Source organism: Streptomyces sp. RLA012, from assembly GCF_056270325.1.
Genome location: NZ_JBWDPA010000002.1, coordinates 263937 through 282819, shown reverse-complemented (window position 1 = coordinate 282819; position 18883 = coordinate 263937). Strand labels below are relative to the sequence as shown.

Genomic DNA, 18883 nt, shown 5'->3' with positions numbered 1-18883 from the left:
TGGCGGCATTGGTGATCACGGGGCGAACATCGCCTGGTGCGGCACTAGGAACGATGCGCGCGCAGCCGTACTCGATCGAGGAGCCGGAGCCCGTCGCCGGTCGTGAACCACCGGGTGTGGTCCACCAGATACCGGTACGCCAGATCGGCATTGGCCCGCGATCCGGTGACGCCGTGGAAGTAGCCCAGCTCGGAGAGGGCGAACTCCGCGTGCACGAGCGGCAGCAGTTCGGGCAGGGCAGCCGACTCGGCGGGGCTCAGCGGGCGTACCGAGGTGTACCCGTCGAGGAGCGCGTCCACGTCGTCCGGGCGGACGGGGCGGGACGGGTCGAGCCACTGGACGGTGTTGCGCTCGATGGCGGTCGCGAGGTCGTGGACGGCGGTCGTGCGGTCGCTGAGGCCGAAGTCGAGGACGGTCGAGACCGTGCCGGTCGCGGGGTCCCACAGGAGGTTCGAGGCATGCCAGTCGTTGTGCGTCCACAGCGGTGCGAGGCGGCCGAGGTGGGGCAGCAGACGCCGGTGGAAGGGAAGATGGACCGCGCGCAGGTCCGCCCGCCAGGGACGGCCCGCCAACGCCGCCACCAGTGCCGGTCGCTCGGCCGCGTACGCCTCCAGCGCGGCCTCGGGGTCGACCGCCGCGAAGACGCTGAAGGAGGAGACGAGGGGCTGTGGGCGCCGCCTCGGGGCGCCGAACCCCTCCGCCGCCAGATGGAGTTGGGCCAGTGCGGCACCGGCGGCCCGGGCATGGGCCACGGACACGAACGGCGACCACGACAGCGCGTCCCGGTAGAGATCCGTCCCCGTTCCGGCCGTGTGGACCTCGTACACCCACTCCCCGCGCGCCTCGGCCCCCAGCACCTCCACGACCGGCGCACCCCGGTCTCGCAGATACCGCAGGAAGGCGTGCTCCTCGGCCAGACCTTCCAAGGTGCGTACGTCGCGGTGGTGCCGTTTCACGAAGAGCCGTCGTCCGCCCCGCTCGACCAGGGCGGCCGCCGACAGCGGGCGCGGGCTGCGCCACAGTACGCGCACGGAACCGACGACGGCCTCGACCTCCGCCTCGGTGAGCGGCGGCCAGTCGGGGGCCACCGGTTCCGTACCCATGCCGTGGGCCAGGAGCTCGCTCATCCGGCCGTCACCTCGCTCTCCACCCGGCTCGCCCGGCCGCTGAGGGCGTCCAGCAGCCGCCGCTCGGTCGCCGCGAACTCCGGTTCGATGAGGGCGTCGAGGCCGCGCGGGCCGGAGCGCGGCACCTCGATGCGCTCGACGACCGTGGCCGGGCGGGGCGAAAGGACATGCACCGTGTCGGCGAGCAGGACGGCCTCACGAATGTCGTGCGTGACCAGTACGACGGTCCAGCGGTAGCGCTGCCACATGTCGGCCAGCCACAGCTGCATCTCCGTGCGGGTGAGCGAGTCCAGCGCCCCGAACGGCTCGTCGAGCAGCAGCACCGGCCGCTCCAGAACGACGGTGCGCAGCAGCGCCGCGCGCTGCCGCATACCGCCGCTGAGCTGGAAGGGATACGAGGACTGGAAGCCGTCGAGGCCGAAGGCCCCGAAGAGTTCGCCGGCTCTACGCCGCGCCTCCTTCTTCCGCACCCCCTGGGCCTCCAGCCCCAGCGCCGTGTTGTCGAGCACCGTGCGCCAAGGGAACAGCAGATCCTTCTGGGGCATGTAGGCGACCTTGCCCGAGGCGACGGACGCGGGGGCGCCGTCAACCAGGATCTCGCCCGAAGTGGGCCTGTCCAGACCGGAGATCAGATTGAACAGTGTGCTCTTGCCACTGCCGCTCGGACCGATGACGGCCGCGAACTCGCCCGGCTCCACGGTGAGGTCCAGGTCGCGCAGCACTGCGAGCGACCCGAACGTCTTTCCCGCGCCACGTACTTCGAGACTCATGACCGGCTCTCCTTCGCCAGCGCCCGCTCCCACGGCAGGACGAGCCGCTGCAGCAGACAGGTCGCCCCGAACAGGGCGATGCTCAGCGCGGCGGTCACCGCGACCGCCGCGAACACCAGGTCCGTGCGGAACGCGCTCTTCTGCGCCTGCATATAGATGCCGAGGCCCTTCTCGGCGCCCGCGTACTCCGCGAAGACCGCGCCCACCACGGCGTACGTGATGCTCACCCGCAGCCCCGTGAAGAAGTGGGGCAGCGCGCTCGGCACCCGGACCAGCCTGAAGGCGCGCACCCGGCCCGTGCCCAGGGAGCGCAGCAGCCGCATCGCGTCGCGGTCGGTGGCCGCGAAGCCCGCTGCCAGGTTCGCCGCGAGCGGGAAGAACGTCGTCAGGGTCACCACCAGCATCTTCGGCAGCAGACCGAAGCCGAACCAGATGATCAGCAGGGGTGCGACGGCCACGATCGGGATGGTCTGGGAGGCCACCAGAAGCGGATACAGGCCCCGGCGGGCCGTCGCCGAGAAGTCCAGTACCACGGCCACCAGCCAGGCGGCGGCGAAGGACAGCGCGAAGCCGAGCAGGGTCTCCTGGAGGGTGGGCAGCGTCTGGTCCCACAGGTCGCCACGGTTCGTCCAGCCCTGCGACAGGACGCGGCCGGGGCTGGGCAGCACCGTCGGGTCGACACCGGCGGCGGCCACGTACACCTGCCAGCCGGTCACGAGTACGGCGAGGACGAGCAGCGGCGGCCAGACCGCGCGCAGGGCCGTCCTCACTTGGTGTCCGGGAGGTAGGCGTCGGTGAAGAACGTCGAGGCGTCCGGCGCCTTGGTGAGCTTCTTGCCGTTCTCGTCCACCAGCAGGCCGGACGTGAACTCGAAGTCGGCGAAGTCCTGCCAGCGCTTCGCGGTCTGGGTGCCGATCGTGCCGTCGGCGGCGCGGTAGTACTCCTTGGCGAGCAACGTCTCGCTCTTCTTGACCAGTTCGGTGTTGGTGAGCGTGCTCCTGTTGGCCGCGATGAGGAGGTCGGCGGCCTGGGCGGGGTGGTCGGCGGCGTACTCGTACCCCTTGTCGACCGCGGCCAGGAACTTCTTGGCGACCTCGGGATTCTCCTTCAGGTACTGCCCGGAGGACGCGATGAGGGTCGAGTAGATGGCAGGGAAGCCGTAGTCGGCGAGCTCGAAGTCCTTGAGAGGCTTGCCCGTGAGCTTCGCCTCCAGACCCTCCCAGGTGGGCATGGGCATCGCGAAGTCCGCCTTGCCCGCGTAAAGGGCCGCGTAGGCCGAGGTGTTGAGCGTGATCTGCTTGAACGTGCCCTTCCCGCCGTCCTCCTGGATGACCTTCTGGAGCAGGGCCTTCTCGTAGGGGGCGCCGAAGCCCGCGTACGTCTTGCCGTCCAGGTCCTTGGGGGACGTGATGTCGTCGCGGCCGGCGCGCACGGAGACCGTGACGTTCGTCTTCTGTGTGACGGCGTACACGGAGGTGATGTCCTGGCCCGCGGCGCGCGCGGTGGTGACGCCCTCCTGGTACGAGATCCCGAAGTCCGCCTTGTGGCCGGCGATCAGCGTCTCCGGCGCGGTCGAGCCGTACGGCACGATCTTCAGATCGATTCCGGCGTCCTTGAACCAGCCCTTCTGCTGGGCGACGTAGATGCCGGTGTGGTTGGTGTTGGGTGTCCAGTCCAGGGCGAGGGTGACCTGGGCGGTGCCGTTCTTGGCGGCGGCGGACGTGGAGTCCTGCGCGGCACAGCCCGTCGTGACGAGGGCGGCGGCGGTGGCCACGGAGAGCAGGGCGGTCGTACGGGATCTCATGGGGTTTCCTCGGATGGGCGCGGCGGTGCTGGGGGCGTGGAGACGTGCTCTTCACGCCCGACACAGCGCGCTGTCGACCCGCATGAGGTCGATGGCCATGCGCCTCGTCAGTTCCCTTGCCTGGCAGGTCATTCGGCGCTCGCCGGGACGGTGGCCAGCAGGTCGTTCGTGTACGAGGACCGCCAGTCGCGGGCGTGCGGGACGGCCTTGTGCCGCGCGAGCCAGTCGGCGTAGGGGCCCATACGGGTCTCGTCGATGACACCCCAGTTCCCGTCGGCGTCGGTCCAGGTCGGGGCGACCAGGCTGAGGGACCGGGCGATCAGGGGGCGCGAGAAGTAGGGGATCACGCGTTCCAGCAGGGCGCGGGCGCCGATCTGGTCGGCCGCCGCGGAGGCGTAGCCACGGGCGGTGGCGGCCAGGAAGGCCCGTACCAGGTCGGGGCGGGCGTCGGCGAGGCTCTCGCTCGTGCCGAGGAGGTAGCTGTGGTAGCGGGGGGCGCCGATCTCGTCGACCGGCCAGGTCAGGCGCTGCTCTTCGGGCAGGTCGCCGCGCAGGGCGTCCCAGGACCAGTAGGTGCCGAAGGTGGCGTCCGCCTCGCCGGCCGCTATGTCGTCGACGGTCAGCTCGCGGTAGCCCGCGTCGACGGTGATCACGGCGTCCGGATCGCCGCCGTCGGCCGCGACCAGATGCCGGACCATGGCGCGTCCACGCGGGGTGGGGTTGTAGGCGAGGCGGCGTCCGGCCAGGTCGCGGGGGCGGGTGATGCCGGTGGGGCGGGCGGTCTGGATCGCCTCCAGGGCGCGATGGTTGACGGCGGCCACGGCCAGCAGCGGCCGGCCGGGGGTGGCGCGGCGGGCGAGCAGCCGGTTGGGCGGGAAGAGACCGAAGTCCACCTCGCCCCGGACCAGGTACTCCAGGGTGTCGCCGCGTCCCGGATCCTGGACGGTGAGTTCCACGTCCAGGCCCGCCTCGCGGTACCAGCCGCGCTCCCGGGCGACGTACAAACCGGCGGAATTCGGCCAGGGGTGGAAGTAGTCGAGCATGACGCGGACGTGTGACATGGACAGATGGCTCCGTGGACGGCAGACGGCAGAAAGCAGAATGCGGACGGCACTCAGGCGTGCGGGCCCGTGGCCTGACTGCCTGGTGAGAAAGAGAAGGAGAAGGGAGAGACCGGGCGGGTCAACAACAGGAGCGGGCCGCCGCGGCGAACGCCGGGGGACACTGCTGCTCGACTGCTGAAGACATCCGGTACTCCTACGCGGGCACTGTGGCTCAAGTGATGCGGTCGGCGTTCCCATGGGGACCGGGCCGACAGATGCCGACACCGCTCCCAGACGCCCTCTCAGCCCAACCGGGTAGGGGCTCCCGCGTAGATGGCCGAAACCATAACCCCGGGCGGCCGCTGTTGCGCAAACGAATCCCACCATGTGGGACGAGCTCGTCTGGTGAACGAGATCTCGCAGATCAGACGCGTTCCCGGCGGGCACCGCCGGGTTAGCATCCCCGCCATGACCGACGCCCTGCTCCCCGACCCCCTGCTTCCCGACCGTCTGCTCCCCGGACCGCTGGTCGACGACGCGTGGCTCGCGGCCCGGCTCGGCGACCCCCGGCTGGTCGTCCTCGATGCCACCGCGCTGCTGCCGTCACCCCGCCACGACGGCGACTACCGGTCCGGCAGCGGCCGCGCCGAGTGGGCCGAGCGTCACATCCCCGGCGCGCGCCACGCGGACCTCACGGGCGAACTGTCGGACCGGGAGGCGCCGTACCACTTCGCGGTCCCGGCACCGGAGGCGCTGGCCGCCGCCCTCCAGCGGCTCGATGTCCGCGACGGCTCGGAGGTCGTCGTCTACGACAGCGGCGGGGGCATCTGGGCAGCCCGGCTGTGGTGGATGCTGCGGTCGATCTCCGTACCGGTTGCGGTGCTGGACGCTGGATGGCAGGCGTGGGAGGCGGGCGGACACCCGATCGCCCGCGGCGACGAGACGGGTGGCGGCGAGACGAGTGCCACACCGGTCACCGGTCCCCTCACCCCCGTATCCCGTCCCGGCATGTGGACCGGCATCGAGACGGTGGAGGCGGTCAGCCGAGGCGAGCGCCCCGGCACGCTGGTGTGTGCGCTGCCGCCCGGCGGCTTCGACGGCTCCGCCCCCACCCGCTACAGCCGACGCGGCCACATCCCCGGCAGCCTCAGCCTGCCGGGGCGCGGCCTCCTCGACGGCACGGGCCGGTTCCTGCCCACCGCCGAACTCGCCGAACGCGTCGGCACGGTCCTCAAGGTCGACGAGTCACCGGTGATCCTCTACTGCGGCGGCGGCATCTCCGCCGCCGGCACCGCGCTCGCCCTCACACTCCTGGGCCGTCAGGACATCGCCCTGTACGACGGTTCGCTGGAGGAATGGTCCCAGGATCCGTCCCGGCCGCTCGCGACGGGCACCTGAGTCCCGGGGCTCACGCCGCGTCCGGCACCGCGTCGGGCCTGCTCCGGGAGGCGGGGTGGTCGCCGAGGTGGGCGTACGTAGTCCCGGAGCCGGGTTGGCCGTCGGCCAGACCGGCGCCGATACCGCTGGGGAAGCGGTGGGGGAGGGGGGACGGTACGGCCGCCCTGTGGGGGCCATGGTCCGAAGCGAACGAACTCTGGTGACAGGCACTGGAGTTGTCTGTGCAGCCCTGAAGCCGTTGGTGTGCCGGGGCCGGAGCGGCCTGCCCAGTGGTCCGCGGGAGGTAGCGGCGGGGCTCGGCCCCTGGGCACCCTGGCCGTGCCGGCGGGCGGTTACGCCTGGCTGGGTTTCGTTGTGGAGGGTGTCCCCGGCGTCCTGGTGGGCTGTGCCGCGGGTCTGGTGGGCTGCGCCGCGGGTGAACAGAACGCTGCGCGAAACGGGAACCGGGCGGTCCGGCGGCGCGACTACTTGTTCGCCAGGCCGCCCGGGGATCGGGCACGTCGGAGCGCGACCATGCCAGTGGCCGGCTGAGATGCGGCGGGGTGTCCTCAGGTGACCTCAGGTGTCCCCAAGTGTCGCCAGGTGTCACCAAGTGCCGCCAGGGCAAGGGAAATTGGCCCGGAGAACGCGGGAACTCAAGCCCACTCGCGACCGACTACTGGTTCGACAGCGCAGCTCGACACCTGCTGACCACCGTGCGAGGTCGGCAGGTCGAAGCGCGGAACTTCGGGCGAAGGCGGTTCGGCACACGTGGAACGCAGACTTCTGCTAGTCGTGCCCGGCGGAGGCTTCGGTCGACGGGTCGGCCCCGGCGGCCGGGCGGAGATCGACATCGATGGTGCCCCGTGGCTGCGGGAACGCGAGTGAGGAAGCGCTGCGGTCACGTACACGGAGGCGATCGTGGAGTTCGAGCGCCGGGGCACGGCACTCCGGACGTCGACCGCTGCCCCGTGACCCCGGCCGTCGAACTCCGGAGCACCGCATGACACCAGAGATTGAGAACGCCTTCGCCGCGATCAGAGCCGAGTTCGGTACCGAATCGATCACTCGGGTCGAGCAGATGCTGGAGCCGGGCGGGAGCGATCGGCATCCGCTGCAGAGGGCAGCCAAGTGGATCATGCCGGGGCTCTCTCCCACTCCCTGGCACGACCCGTACGCCTACCCCGAACTGGCCCCCGTCGTCCATGAACTGGAGGCCAGTCATCAGGCGATCAAGAAAGAGCTGAATGCCGCATGGGTGGCACGGCGGGAGGCGTTCTCGGACTACGAGCACTATCTGAAGCGCCAGGAGGACTGGCAGGCCCTCTACCTCTTCCGTAAGGGAAGTCTCACCGAAGAGTCGGCAGCCACGGCTCCCACCGCTTATCAGGTGCTGAAAGACGTCGCCGTCGACACGGGCAAAATATGCCCTCTCCTGGAATGCCATTTCTCCACTCTGTTGCCGGGCGCCGTCATCGAACCCCATTGCGACCTGTGGAACTTCAGCATCAACCTGCATCTCGCCGTGGACATCCCCGACGGGTGCAGCATCACGGTCGCCGGGGAGACGCGTTCCTGGGAAGAGGGAAAGTGCCTGCTCTTCGACTACTCCTTCGAGCACGGGGCGCGCAACACGGGCACTCGCCCACGAACCTGCCTGCTCATCGACCTCTGGCATCCGGAAACCACCGCTCCGGAGCGTCGGGCTCTGGTGGCCCTCATCACCGAGATCCGTCGGCTCATGGGGGATGGCTGATGGATGGCTGGCGGAGGACTGATGGGGGACTGATGGAGGACTGACGCGGGGGTAAGGAATTCGACTGGAGAATTCCCTGTTCTCGTCGAACCGGCATTTTTCGACTGCCGGTTGTCAGTGCTGCCCCGATGTTCCATGAATACATAATGAGCGTCGAGAAGTTGCCCATTCCCAAGCCTGAATCGGACTGCTACGGTGGCGGAAATCCGTTGGTCTTCCGGAAATTCATTCCGTGGGAATTCCGAATATTGTGACCCCGAGGGGGTGATCGATGATGTCCACGACAGAGTCGGCCAAGGATCCGCTCCGAAAGTCAATCGGACTACCGCTGCTTGTTCTGGCGTTGGGGCAGCTCGTCATCTCGCTCGACTACAACATCGTGTACGTCGCCCTGCCCGACATCGGGGCCGGGCTGGGTTTTTCCGACCACGACCTGCAGTGGGTGGTGAGCGCCTACGTCGTGGCCACCGGAGGCCTCCTGCTGCTGGGCGGCCGGGCCGCCGATCTGCTCGGCCGGCGTCGGATGTTCGTCGTCGCGGCGCTGCTGTACGCGGGGTCGTCGCTCGTGGGCGGCCTGGCTCAGACGCCCGGCGTCCTGGTCGCCGTCAGGGCGGTCCAGGGCATCGGCGGCTCCCTGCTGTTCCCGGCGACGCTGTCCCTGATCACCACCCTGTACGACGAAGGGCCCGAACGGAACCGGGCCTTGGCGGTGTGGGGTGCCGCGGGAGCCGGCGGGCTCTGTTTCGGGTCCCTCCTCGGCGGGGTCCTGGTGGAGGCGTTCGGCTGGCCCTCGGTGTTCTTCGTCAACGTGCCCGTGGCGGGAGCCCTCGCGGTGGCCGGGTGGATGCTCTTTCCCGCGGACGGTCCGTGGGACCGCTCACGGCACTTCGACGTGGCGGGTGCGCTGACCGCGACGGGCGGGATCACGCTCCTGGTGTTCCTGTTGGTGCAGGCCCCCGCGGAGGGCTGGGACACGCCCACGGCCCTGGCGAGCGCGGTGCTGTCGGTCTGCCTGCTGACGCTCTTCGCCGTGGTGGAGCGCAGGTCCCGTGATCCGCTCGTACCGGCACGGCTGTTCGCCCACCGCGGCCTGCTCGCGGCGATGGGGGTGACCGCCCTGTTCAGTGCGACGTTCAGCTCGGTGCCGTACTTCCTGACGCTCTACTTCCAGACAGTTCACGGGTACCGCGCGGTCGCGACCGGGCTCGCGTTCCTCGTGCCCGCCGTGGTGGTGGCCGTCGGTACGCAGGCCGGCGAACGGGCCGTGTCCGCCTTCGGTATGCGCCGCATGCTGGTCGGCGGCATGACGCTGGGCGCCGCCGGAGCCGCGGCACTCGGCCTGGCGCTTGCCTCGGACGGCTCGTATCCCGCGCTTCTGCCCGGGATCGTGCTGCTGAGTCTCGGTCAGGGGGCCGCCTGGACGGGGATGTGGATCGCCGCGTCCGCCGGGGTGGCCCCCGGTGACCAGGGCATCGCCTCCGGCCTTGCGTCGACCACCCTGCAGGTGGGCGGCGCGGTGGGCCTCGCCGTACTGGTCGCGGTCGCGGGTGGCGTCGGGCAGAACGCCTCCGGGCCGGGGCTTCTCGACGGCATCCGTACCGCCGTGTTCGCGATAGCGGGCGGCATCGGCTGCGGCGCGCTCGCACTGCTCGCCCTTCGCAGGGCCACCAGCACCAGCCCTTAGACACCTCCCTTCGCCCCCCATTTCCGTGTCCGGGCCTCCGGTCCGTCCTCCGTCATGCCAGGAGAATCCCCATGTCCCCTACCGCCGCCGGTCCTTACGCTCCTCCGGCCGCCGTCCTGTGCGGGCTGGCCGGATGGGTGCCGTCCCGCGTGGTGACCAACGAGCACCTCGCGCGACGGCTCGACACCGACGACGCATGGATCCGCACCCGGACCGGGATCCGCCGACGGCACGCCGTCGACCTCGGACAGGCGACATCCGACCTGGCCGTCGAAGCCGGCCGCAGAGCGCTCGCCCGCGCCACGACGGACAGGATCGACGCCGTCGTGGTCGCCACGACGACCCCGGACCACAGCTGCCCGGCCACCGCGCCCGCGGTCGCCGCACGGCTCGGTCTGACGGGAGCGGCCGCCTTCGACATCGGCGCCGTGTGCACCGGGTTCGTCTACGGCCTCGCCTCGGCCGCCGGGCTCATCGCGGCCGGCGTGGCCGAACGGGTCCTGCTCATCGGGGCGGACACCTACTCCACGATCGTGGATCCCCTCGACCGGGCCAACGCGATCATCTTCGGCGACGGCGCGGGAGCCGTCGTCCTGCGCGCCGGACACCCCGACGAGCCCGGCGCGGTCGGCCACTTCGACCTCGGCAGCGACGGCGCCCACGAGGACCTGATCATGGTCGCGGCCGGCGGCTCCCGCCAGCGCTCCCGGCCGGGCGAACCCAGCCGCCAGGGCCGGCACTTCGCCATGCGGGGCAAGGAGGTCTACCGCCATGCCGTGACGCGCATGGCCGAGTCGGCGCGCGCCACACTGTCCCGGGCCGGCTGGAAGATCGACGACGTCGACCACTTCGTACCCCACCAGGCCAATCTGCGGATCCTGCACTCGGTGGCCGACGACCTCGGTCTCCCCCGCGAGCGGTGCGTGACCCATGTCGAGTCCGTCGGGAACACGGGTGCCGCGTCCATTCCGCTCGCCCTCGCCGACGCGGCTGCCCGCCGGGCGCTCCGGCCCGGCGACCGGCTTCTGCTCACCGCTTTCGGAGGCGGCCTCACCTGGGGCTCCTGCCTCCTGACCTGGCCCACGCTCCCCGCGCCGGCCCATCCGTACGAGCAACCGGCCCATCTCTACGACCCATCGGCCTATCTGTTCGACCCATCAGCCCATCTGTACGACCAAGGAGAACGGACGACGTCATGAGCGCCACCTACGAGCAGTTGGTCGGGATTCTCGCGAGACTGCACGACGCCCCCGCGGACCGGCTCAGCCCCGAGGCGACCTTCGCCGAACTGGGCGTCGACTCGCTGACGATGGTCGAGGTCAGCATCCGTGTCGAACGCGAGCTCGGTGTGGTCGTCGGCGACGACGAACTCCTGCCCGACCTCAGCCTCGGCGATCTCGCCGGACTCGTCGACGCCCGTCAAGCGGCCGTCTGACCTCCTTTGCTCTCCCCTCCCTCCCCTCCCTCCCCACTCCAACTCCACGAAAGGCAGCACCCATGCGGATCAATGAACAGCCCGGCACCGCGATCGGCGCGACGGTCGAGGGCTTCGACCATGCCACCGCCTCGGCCGCCGACATCGACGCGCTCAAAAGCACCCTCTACACGAAGAAGATCGCCGTCCTGAAGGGCCAGGACCTCTCTCCCCAGGAGTTCCTCGAACTCGGCAAGCGGCTGGGGCGTCCGGAGACCTACTACGAGCCGATGTACCACCACCCGGAGGTCACGGAGATATTCGTCTCGTCCAACGTGCCGGAGAACGGAAAGCAGATAGGTGTACCGAAGACCGGAAAGTTCTGGCACGCCGACTACCAGTTCATGCCGGACCCCTTCGGAATCACCCTGATCTACCCCCAGGTCATTCCGCAGAAGAACCGTGGCACGTATTTCATCGACATGGGCCGGGCGTACGACAGGCTGCCCGAGGAGCTCAAGAAGGAGACCGACGGAACGTACTGCCGGCACTCCGTGCGCAAGTACTTCAAAATCCGGCCCCACGACGTCTACCGGCCCATCTCCGAGATCATCGAGGAGGTCGAGAGGAAGACCCCGGCGGTCCTCCAGCCGACCACGTTCACCCACCCCATGACCGGGGAGACGGTCCTCTACATCAGCGAGGGCTTCACCGTCGGCATCGAGGACCAGGACGGCAAGCCGCTCGACGACGAACTGCTCGGGCGCCTGTTCGAGGCCACCGGCCAGCTCGACGAGACCTTCGAGCACGACAACATCCACCTGCAGAGCTTCGAACGGGGCGACCTGCTGGTCTGGGACAACCGCAGCCTCATCCATCGCGCCCGGCACACGACCACCCCCGAGCCGACCGTCTCCTACCGCGTCACCGTGCACGACGAGCGCAAGCTCCACGACGGGATCGACGCGGCATGACGGCCCCCTCCATGGCCGAGCACCGCACGGACGAGGACCTGTTGGCGCAGGTTCTGGTGCCCTACAAGGACCACTGCAAGTACCTGCGCTCGGCCGTTGTGACCGAGAGCGACGCCGGACGAGCCGTCGTCCGCTGCGAATTCGTGATTCCGGAGTCCTGCTACATCGACGACACCGGCCACCTGAATTCCGTCGAGGTGAACATCTGCTACAACCAGATGATGTATTACCTCGTCGCCAAGTCCGTGAAAGAAGGGCTGCAGGAGGGGTTCGAATCCTGGACGCTGGACGACTTCTGGAAGCACCAGCTCCCTGACATTCTGATCGCCCGCTTCGCCGCCACCTTCCGGCGACCCGTCAACCCCCGTGCGTTCTCCGGGGAGATGGAATTCCGGTCCGTCACCCGGCGCGCCCCGGCAGGCGGCAGCCCGTTCCTCCACGCCGAGACCGCCTTCCGCTACTGGGACGCCGACTCGGGCCGGTGCGACGGCGAGGCGATCCTGGCGTTCGTCAACGTCCCCTGACGCGCCCTTCCACCCCACCCAGCGGCAAGAGAGGACGGAGACCTCCCATGGCCATGGACAGGCTCCACCACCCGCAGCTCCGGACGCTCGTCCAGACCACGAGTTTCCACGCACACCACCGCCCCACGACCCCCGCGATTCTCTTCGAGGGCCGCACGGTGACGTACGAGCAACTGCACCGCAAGAGCAACCGCATCGCCCACGCCCTCCGGGCCGCCGGACTCACGCCGGGCGACCGGGTCGCGTACCTCGGCAAGGAGTCCGAGCACTACTACGAGATCCTCTTCGGCTGCGCCAAGAGCGGCACCGTGCTCGTACCCGTCAACTGGCGGCTCACCGCGCCCGAGGTCAGCCACATCCTGCGGGACTCCGGGACCCGACTGCTCTTCATGGAGGAGGAGTTCGGGTCGATCGTCGAGAAGATGCCGACCGCGCCCCCGGGCACGATCGTCGAGCTGGGAGAGCCCTTCGCCGTCTGGAAGGCATCTCATCCCGACACCGACCCGACAGCGCACGTCACCCCCGACACCCCCGTCGCCCAGCTCTACACCAGCGGCACCACCGGACTGCCCAAGGGTGTCGTGCTCGCCCACCGCAGCTTCTTCGCGATCCGTGACGCGCTGGCGAGCGAAGGGCTGGACTGGATCGACTGGCGCGCCGGTGACATCGCGCTGATCGGCATCCCCGGATTCCACATCGGAGGCCTGTGGTGGGCCACGCAGAACTTCAACGCAGGGACGACGATCGTCGCGATGCGGGCCTTCGCCGCCCGCCAGGCCGTCGACCTCATCCGCGACCTCGGCATCACCACCGCCTGCGTCGTCCCGGCCATGCTGCGCATGATGCTGACCGAACCCGGCGTCGGCGCCAAGGACTTCACCACCCTGCGCAAGACCGTCTACGGCGGCTCCCCGATCTCCGAGGCACTGCTGGAGGAGAGCCTCGCCGTTCTCGACTGCGAGTTCGCCCAGATCTACGGCCTCACCGAGACCGGCAACACCGCCGTCTGTCTGCCCCCGGCCGCTCATGTCCCCGGAGGTTCCCTCATGCAGGCGGCGGGTCACCCCTATCCCGGGGTGCGCGCCAAGGTGATCGACGGCGAGGGGCGCGAACTGCCGCCGGGCGCTGTCGGGGAGGTCTGCCTGGCCACGCCGGCCCACATGGTCGAGTACTGGGGACTGCCCGACAAGACTGCCGAGACCCTCGTCGACGGCTGGATCCACACCGGGGACGCCGGATACGTCGACGAGGACGGCTACATCTTCATCCGCGACCGCATCAAGGACGCCATCCTCGTCGCCGGCGAGAACGTCTACCCCGCCGAGATCGAGAACGTACTGGAGCACCACCCCGGCGTCGCGGAGGCCGTCGTCGTCGGCGCCCCCGACGAACGCTGGGGCGAGTACGTGCACGCCTTCGTCGTCCCTGCGCCCGGCCAGCCGCCGAGCCCCCGGGACCTGCACACCTTCCTCGTCCCGCGACTCGCGAGCTTCAAGCTGCCCGCCCGCTACGAGTTCATCGACAGCGTCCCGCGCAACCCCAGCGGAAAGATCCTGCGCCGCGAGCTGCGCGACCGCTTCTGGGGCGCCGCCACACGCAAGGTCAACTGACCTTCCACCAGGCCCGATGGAGAGAGAACGACATGCCTGCTCCCCTCACGCTTTGGGGCTTCCGCGCGGACCTGGCGGAATTCCTGTACCAGCAGCCCGACGAGGTCGACCTCGAAGAGAACCCCATGGACGCCGGACTGGACTCCCTGCGCATCGTCACCCTCCTCGAACGGTGGCGGGAGACCGGCGCGGAGGTGACCTTCGTCGAACTCGCCGAGTGCACCTCGTTCGCTCAGTGGTGGCAGCTGCTCTCCGCAGGGCAGAGGGGAGCGGACCATGCCGACGCATGACAGCGACATCAGTGACACAACGCGGCGTCATCCGTTGCTGGCCGCCCAGGAAGGCATCTGGACCGGCCAGCAGCTCGACCCGGACAGTCCCGCGTACAACACGGCCGAGTACGTGCTCATCGACGGACCGGTCGACACGGCCGTCCTCGACACGGCCCTGCACCAGGTGGTCGCGGAGACGGAGGCCCTGAACGTCGCCTTCGTCGTCGACGACCAGGGCCGCCCCTGGCAGACGGACGCCCCGGCCGGCGACTGGCGCCTGCACACGGCCGACCTCACCGCCGAGCCCGACCCGCACGCCGCGGCCCTGGCCTGGATGGACGAGGACATGGGCCGCCCCGTCGACCTCGCGCGCGGCCCCGTCTTCGGCCACGCCCTGCTGCGCACCGCACCGGAGCAGTACCTCTGGTACCACCGCGTGCACCACATCGCCCTCGACGGCTTCGGTCTTTCGCTGGTCGCCGGCCGGGTCGCCCAGGTCTACACGGCCCTGACGGCGGGCGAGCCGGTGGAGGACGGCGGCTTCGGCACCCTGGCCTCGGTGCGGGACGAGGAACGCGCCTACCGGGATTCGCCCCGCTTCACCAAGGCCCGCGCCTACTGGGCGGACCGGTTCGCGGACCGGCCGCCCGTGGCGACACCCGCCGGCCGTACGGCCCTGCCCGCGCGCACGTTCCACCGGCGGGTGGCGGACCTCGACGCGACGCGGACGAAGGCCCTGCGTGCCGTCGCCCGCGACCTCGAACTCACCTGGTCCGAGCTGCTGTTGGCCGTGACCGTGGCCCAGCTCCACCGCGCGACCGGCGCACCGGAGATCGTCCTCAGTCTGCCGACGATGGGACGCCTGGGCTCCGTATCGCTGCGCGTCCCCTCCATGGTGCGCAACATCCTGCCCCTGCGCGTCGCGGTCACTCGGTCGGACAGCCTGCGCGACCTCGCCACCCGGATCTCCCGCGAACTCCGCGCGGGACTGCCGCACCAGCGCTACCGCTACGAGCAACTGCGGCGCGACCTCAAGCTCGTCGGCGGACAGCGCCGGCTGTCCGGTCCCGGCGTCAACATCATGCCCTTCGCGTACGACCTGCGGTTCGCCGGCCACCGCAGCACGGTGCACAACGTCTCCGCGGGCCCCGTCGACGACCTGTCCGTCAACGTCTACGACCGTTCCGAGGGCGGGGGACTGCGCATCGCCCTGGACGCCAACCCCGACCTCTACGACGAGACGGACGTCGCCGCACTCCAGCAGGGACTGCTCACCCTGCTCAGGGAGGCCGTCGCCGCCCCCGAGCGAGCGCTCGGCGACCTGCGCGCGAGCGAGCCCGTCCCGGTCCTGGACGGTGGGCCGTTGCCCGGCGCCGTCCGCCCGGTCCTCGGCCTGATCGCCGACCAAGCCGTCCGGCGCGGTGGATCCGTCGCCGTCGAGCACGATGGCAACAGCATCACGTATGCCCAACTCTTCGGATCGGCACGTGCACTTGCCCGCCGACTGGCTGCCCGTCGGGTCGGCCACGGCGACCTGGTGGCCGTGGCCCTGCCGCGCGGTATCGACGCGATCACCGCCTTCCTCGGCGTCCTGCTCTCCGGCGCCGCCTACTGCCCACTCGACCCGACGGGGCCCCCGGCCCGCAGGGCGGAACTGCTGGACGACGCCCGGCCCGTACTCGTCCTCACCACCAGCGCCCACGCCGACGACTTCGGGGACCGGGCCGTTCTGCGACACGACCAGCCGGAACCCGAGTCCGAAGCGGCCCACCCGCCGGCACCGACGCCGGACGGCCTCGCCTATGTCCTCCACACCTCCGGCTCCACGGGGCGCCCCAAGGGCGTCGAGATCGGCCACCGCGCCCTCGCGCACTTCGTCGCCGGCGCCACGCACCGCTACGGTCTTCACCACCGGGACCGCGTCCTGCAGTTCGCCCCCCTGCACTTCGACACCAGCGTCGAGGAAATCTTCCTCACGCTGTGCGCGGGCGCCACGCTCGTCGTCCGCAGCGACGACATGACCGATTCGGTCCCCGGCTTCCTGGGCGCCTGCGCACGGCTGCGGATCAGCTTCCTCGACCTGCCCACGGCCTACTGGCACGAACTGGCCTTCGCCGTCTCGACCGGCCAGGTCACTCTGCCCGCCGAGGTGCGCACCGTCGTCATCGGCGGTGAGGCGGCTCTGCCTGAACGGGTCGACCGCTGGCGCAGGGCCGTCGGCACGTCGGTCCGGCTGCTGAACACCTACGGGCCGACCGAGGCCACCGTGGTCGCCACCGTCGCCGACCTCCACGACCCCTCGCTCGCTCCGGGAGACGTCCCGATCGGGCTGCCGCTGCCCGGCACCCGAGCCGCGGTCGTCGACGGCGAACTCCACCTCCTGGGCGACAACCTGGCCATCGGCTACCGCGGAGACCGGCCACCTGACACCTCCCGCTTCGCCCCCCTCGACCAGCTCCCCGGAGCGCCCCGCGCCTACCGCACCGGCGACCTGGTACGGATCGGCGACGACGGGCAACTGCGCTACCTGGGCAGGTCGGACACCGAGTTCAAGATCAGCGGACACCGTGTGCACCCGGCCGAGGTCGAGGGCGCCCTCCTCGGTCACCCGGGAGTCCGTCACGCGGCTGTCGTAGGGCAGGTGCTGGGAGACGGGACGCGGCGCATGGTCGCGTACGTCGTTCCGGACGGTCCAGCTCCGGCCGTGGCCGGGATCAGGGACCACCTTCGCAAGACGCTGCCCGCGGCGGTGGTTCCGTCGGCCGTCGAGTTCCGTGACCGCCTGCCCCGGACGAGTTCGGGGAAGATCGACAGGCACGCGCTCGCCACGACGGCCCCCGACCCCGATGTGCGGGCGGCCGCTTCCGGCAGAACGCTTTTGGAGCGCACCATCGCCGCCGTCTGGCAACAGGCGCTCGGCGTGGCCGTCGTCGATGTGCGGGACGACGTGTTCGACCTGGGGGCCCACTCGCTCCAGGCCATCCAGGTCGCCAACCGCCTCGGCGTCGAACTGCACCGTGACGTGAAGGTCGCCTGGCTCTTCCAGCACCCGACGCCCGCCGAACTGGCGATTTTCCTGGAGCAACAGGAGCAGGAGCAGGAGCAGGAGCAGGAGCAGGAGCAGGAGCAGGAGCAGCAGCGGCAGGAGCAGGAGCAGGAGCAGGTACAGCCTGGCTCGGCTGGGCCCGGCCTTCCGGCGGCCCTCCTCGCCGACGCAGTCCTCGATCCGGACATCCGCCCCGGCGACGGCCCCCCGGCGAGCGGCACACCGGACAGAATCCTCCTCACCGGCGCCACCGGCTTCATCGGCGTACACCTGCTGGCCGAACTTCTGACAAGCACCGGCGCGGAGGTCGTCTGCACGGTCCGCGCCGCGAGCTCCGCCGAGGCCACCGCGCGCATCCACCAGGCCCTGCGAACCCACCTGCTCCACCTCCCGGACGCGGCACACCAACGCATCACGGCGGTCCCCGCGGACCTCGCCCGCCCCCGCCTCGGCCTGGACGAGGCGCTCTTCGCCGAACTCGCCCGCACCTGCGGCGCGATCATCCACAACGCGGCGACCGTCAGCATCATGCGCGAGTACGCCACCCTCCGCGCCGCCAACACCGCGTCCGCCCGGGACCTGCTGCGCATGGCGGCCGTGCGCTCGACCCCCCTGCACTTCGTGTCGACCCTCTCCGTCGCCCCGCCCCTCGGCCTTGCTCCGGCGGTATTGGAGGAGTTCCTTCCGCCCCACCCCGGACTGCGCTACGGCTACCAGCAGTCGAAGTGGGCGGCCGAGCGCCTACTGGAACAAGCCGCGGAGAGGGGCCTGCCGGTCACTGTGCACCGGCTCGGCCGGATCGTCGGCCCGTACGCCACCGGTTACGTCAACGAGCGGGACTTCCTCTGGAGCGTGCTGCGCGCGGGGGTTCCCGCGGGCATCGTCCCCGACTTGTTCGAGGAGGAGACCTGGACACCGGTCGACCACGTCGCCCAGACCCTCGTCCACCTCTGCCTCGGACAGCGCCCGCCGGGCGCGACCGTCTTCAACCACGCCACCGCCGACCCGGTGAGACTGGGTGACGTCTACGACTGGCTGGAGGAGTACGGCTACCCGCTGCGGCGCATGCCGCTGGCCCAGTGGCGTGCCGAACTGCCGTACTCCTCCGGTGAGTCCGGTGAGTCCGGTGAGTCCGGTGAGTCCGGCGTGATCGGTGAGTCCGGCGTGAGGGCGACCACGCTCGCCTTCTTCGACTCCTGGGACGCGAACACCGACGACACGACCGGGCCCGACCTGCGCCTGGGACGTGTCCGCGCCGAGAACGTCGTGAACGGTCTGCGCGGCAGCGGTATCACCTGCCCGCCCGTCGACCGCGACCTCGTCTTCCGCTACCTCGACCACTGCGTCACCACCGGAACGCTGCCCGCCCCGGCCGGGAAACAGACTCATCCCGCCACTTCCGCAAGGTAGTTGGGCATGTCCGGGAACTCAGGGGCTCCGCCCCCCGACTACTGCAACAGAACCCGTCGCCTCACGAACACT

General features: G+C 70.3%; 15 protein-coding genes. 10 read left to right on the top strand and 5 right to left on the bottom strand.

What is annotated here, in order from left to right; translation table 11 throughout:
- Nucleotides 1–44: 44 nt before the first annotated feature.
- The 5 genes from RV986_RS01620 to RV986_RS01600 all read right to left on the bottom strand — a co-directional run bounded on the left by RV986_RS01620 (nt 45) and on the right by RV986_RS01600 (nt 4762).
- Nucleotides 45–1127, bottom strand: a complete 1083-nt coding sequence (locus RV986_RS01620) for a phosphotransferase enzyme family protein (protein ID WP_475915658.1) — start codon at nt 1125–1127, stop codon at nt 45–47.
- On the bottom strand, nt 1124–1897 hold the full coding sequence (locus RV986_RS01615; protein WP_475915657.1) for an ABC transporter ATP-binding protein: 774 nt from the start codon (nt 1895–1897) through the stop codon (nt 1124–1126). The genes RV986_RS01620 and RV986_RS01615 overlap by 4 nt, the downstream gene beginning before the upstream one ends.
- Nucleotides 1894–2667 carry an ABC transporter permease gene (locus RV986_RS01610; RefSeq protein WP_475915656.1) on the bottom strand — a complete coding sequence of 258 codons (774 nt, stop codon included), beginning with the start codon at nt 2665–2667 and terminating at the stop codon, nt 1894–1896. The genes RV986_RS01615 and RV986_RS01610 overlap by 4 nt, the downstream gene beginning before the upstream one ends.
- On the bottom strand, nt 2664–3701 hold the full coding sequence (locus RV986_RS01605) for an ABC transporter substrate-binding protein (protein WP_475915655.1): 1038 nt from the start codon (nt 3699–3701) through the stop codon (nt 2664–2666). The genes RV986_RS01610 and RV986_RS01605 overlap by 4 nt, the downstream gene beginning before the upstream one ends.
- A 128-nt stretch (nt 3702–3829) precedes the next feature.
- Nucleotides 3830–4762, bottom strand: a complete 933-nt coding sequence (locus tag RV986_RS01600; RefSeq protein WP_475915654.1) for an ABC transporter substrate-binding protein — start codon at nt 4760–4762, stop codon at nt 3830–3832.
- A gap of 450 nt (nt 4763–5212) precedes the next feature.
- Here RV986_RS01600 and RV986_RS01595 point away from each other — a divergent pair, with 450 nt between their 5' ends.
- From RV986_RS01595 to RV986_RS01550, 10 genes are all read left to right on the top strand, one after another.
- Nucleotides 5213–6142, top strand: coding sequence for a sulfurtransferase (locus tag RV986_RS01595; protein ID WP_475915653.1), 930 nt, complete (start codon nt 5213–5215; stop codon nt 6140–6142).
- Nucleotides 6143–7124: 982 nt separating this feature from the next.
- Nucleotides 7125–7877, top strand: a complete 753-nt coding sequence (locus tag RV986_RS01590) for an aspartyl/asparaginyl beta-hydroxylase domain-containing protein (protein ID WP_475915652.1) — start codon at nt 7125–7127, stop codon at nt 7875–7877.
- Nucleotides 7878–8148: 271 nt separating this feature from the next.
- Nucleotides 8149–9561, top strand: a complete 1413-nt coding sequence (locus RV986_RS01585; protein ID WP_475915651.1) for an MFS transporter — start codon at nt 8149–8151, stop codon at nt 9559–9561.
- Nucleotides 9562–9632: 71 nt separating this feature from the next.
- Nucleotides 9633–10760 (top strand): beta-ketoacyl-ACP synthase III, encoded by a 1128-nt coding sequence (locus RV986_RS01580; protein WP_475915650.1) that lies wholly within the window; start codon nt 9633–9635, stop codon nt 10758–10760.
- A complete protein-coding gene (locus RV986_RS01575; RefSeq protein ID WP_475915649.1) occupies nt 10757–10996 on the top strand; it encodes an acyl carrier protein in 240 nt (79 codons plus the stop codon). The genes RV986_RS01580 and RV986_RS01575 overlap by 4 nt, the downstream gene beginning before the upstream one ends.
- A 62-nt stretch (nt 10997–11058) precedes the next feature.
- Nucleotides 11059–11949 carry a (3R)-3-[(carboxymethyl)amino]fatty acid oxygenase/decarboxylase gene (gene scoE, locus RV986_RS01570; protein ID WP_475915648.1) on the top strand — a complete coding sequence of 297 codons (891 nt, stop codon included), beginning with the start codon at nt 11059–11061 and terminating at the stop codon, nt 11947–11949.
- Nucleotides 11946–12473: a (2E)-enoyl-ACP glycyltransferase gene (gene scoD, locus RV986_RS01565; RefSeq protein WP_475915647.1), complete on the top strand. Its 528-nt coding sequence runs from the start codon at nt 11946–11948 to the stop codon at nt 12471–12473. Before scoE ends, scoD begins: the two co-directional genes overlap by 4 nt.
- 47 nt (nt 12474–12520) lie before the next feature.
- Nucleotides 12521–14083 (top strand): fatty acid--CoA ligase, encoded by a 1563-nt coding sequence (locus RV986_RS01560; RefSeq protein ID WP_475915646.1) that lies wholly within the window; start codon nt 12521–12523, stop codon nt 14081–14083.
- Nucleotides 14084–14115: 32 nt separating this feature from the next.
- A complete protein-coding gene (locus RV986_RS01555) occupies nt 14116–14373 on the top strand; it encodes a phosphopantetheine-binding protein (protein WP_475915645.1) in 258 nt (85 codons plus the stop codon).
- Nucleotides 14360–18811 carry an amino acid adenylation domain-containing protein gene (locus RV986_RS01550; protein WP_475915644.1) on the top strand — a complete coding sequence of 1484 codons (4452 nt, stop codon included), beginning with the start codon at nt 14360–14362 and terminating at the stop codon, nt 18809–18811. Before RV986_RS01555 ends, RV986_RS01550 begins: the two co-directional genes overlap by 14 nt.
- The last annotated feature ends 72 nt before the right edge of the window (nt 18812–18883 follow it).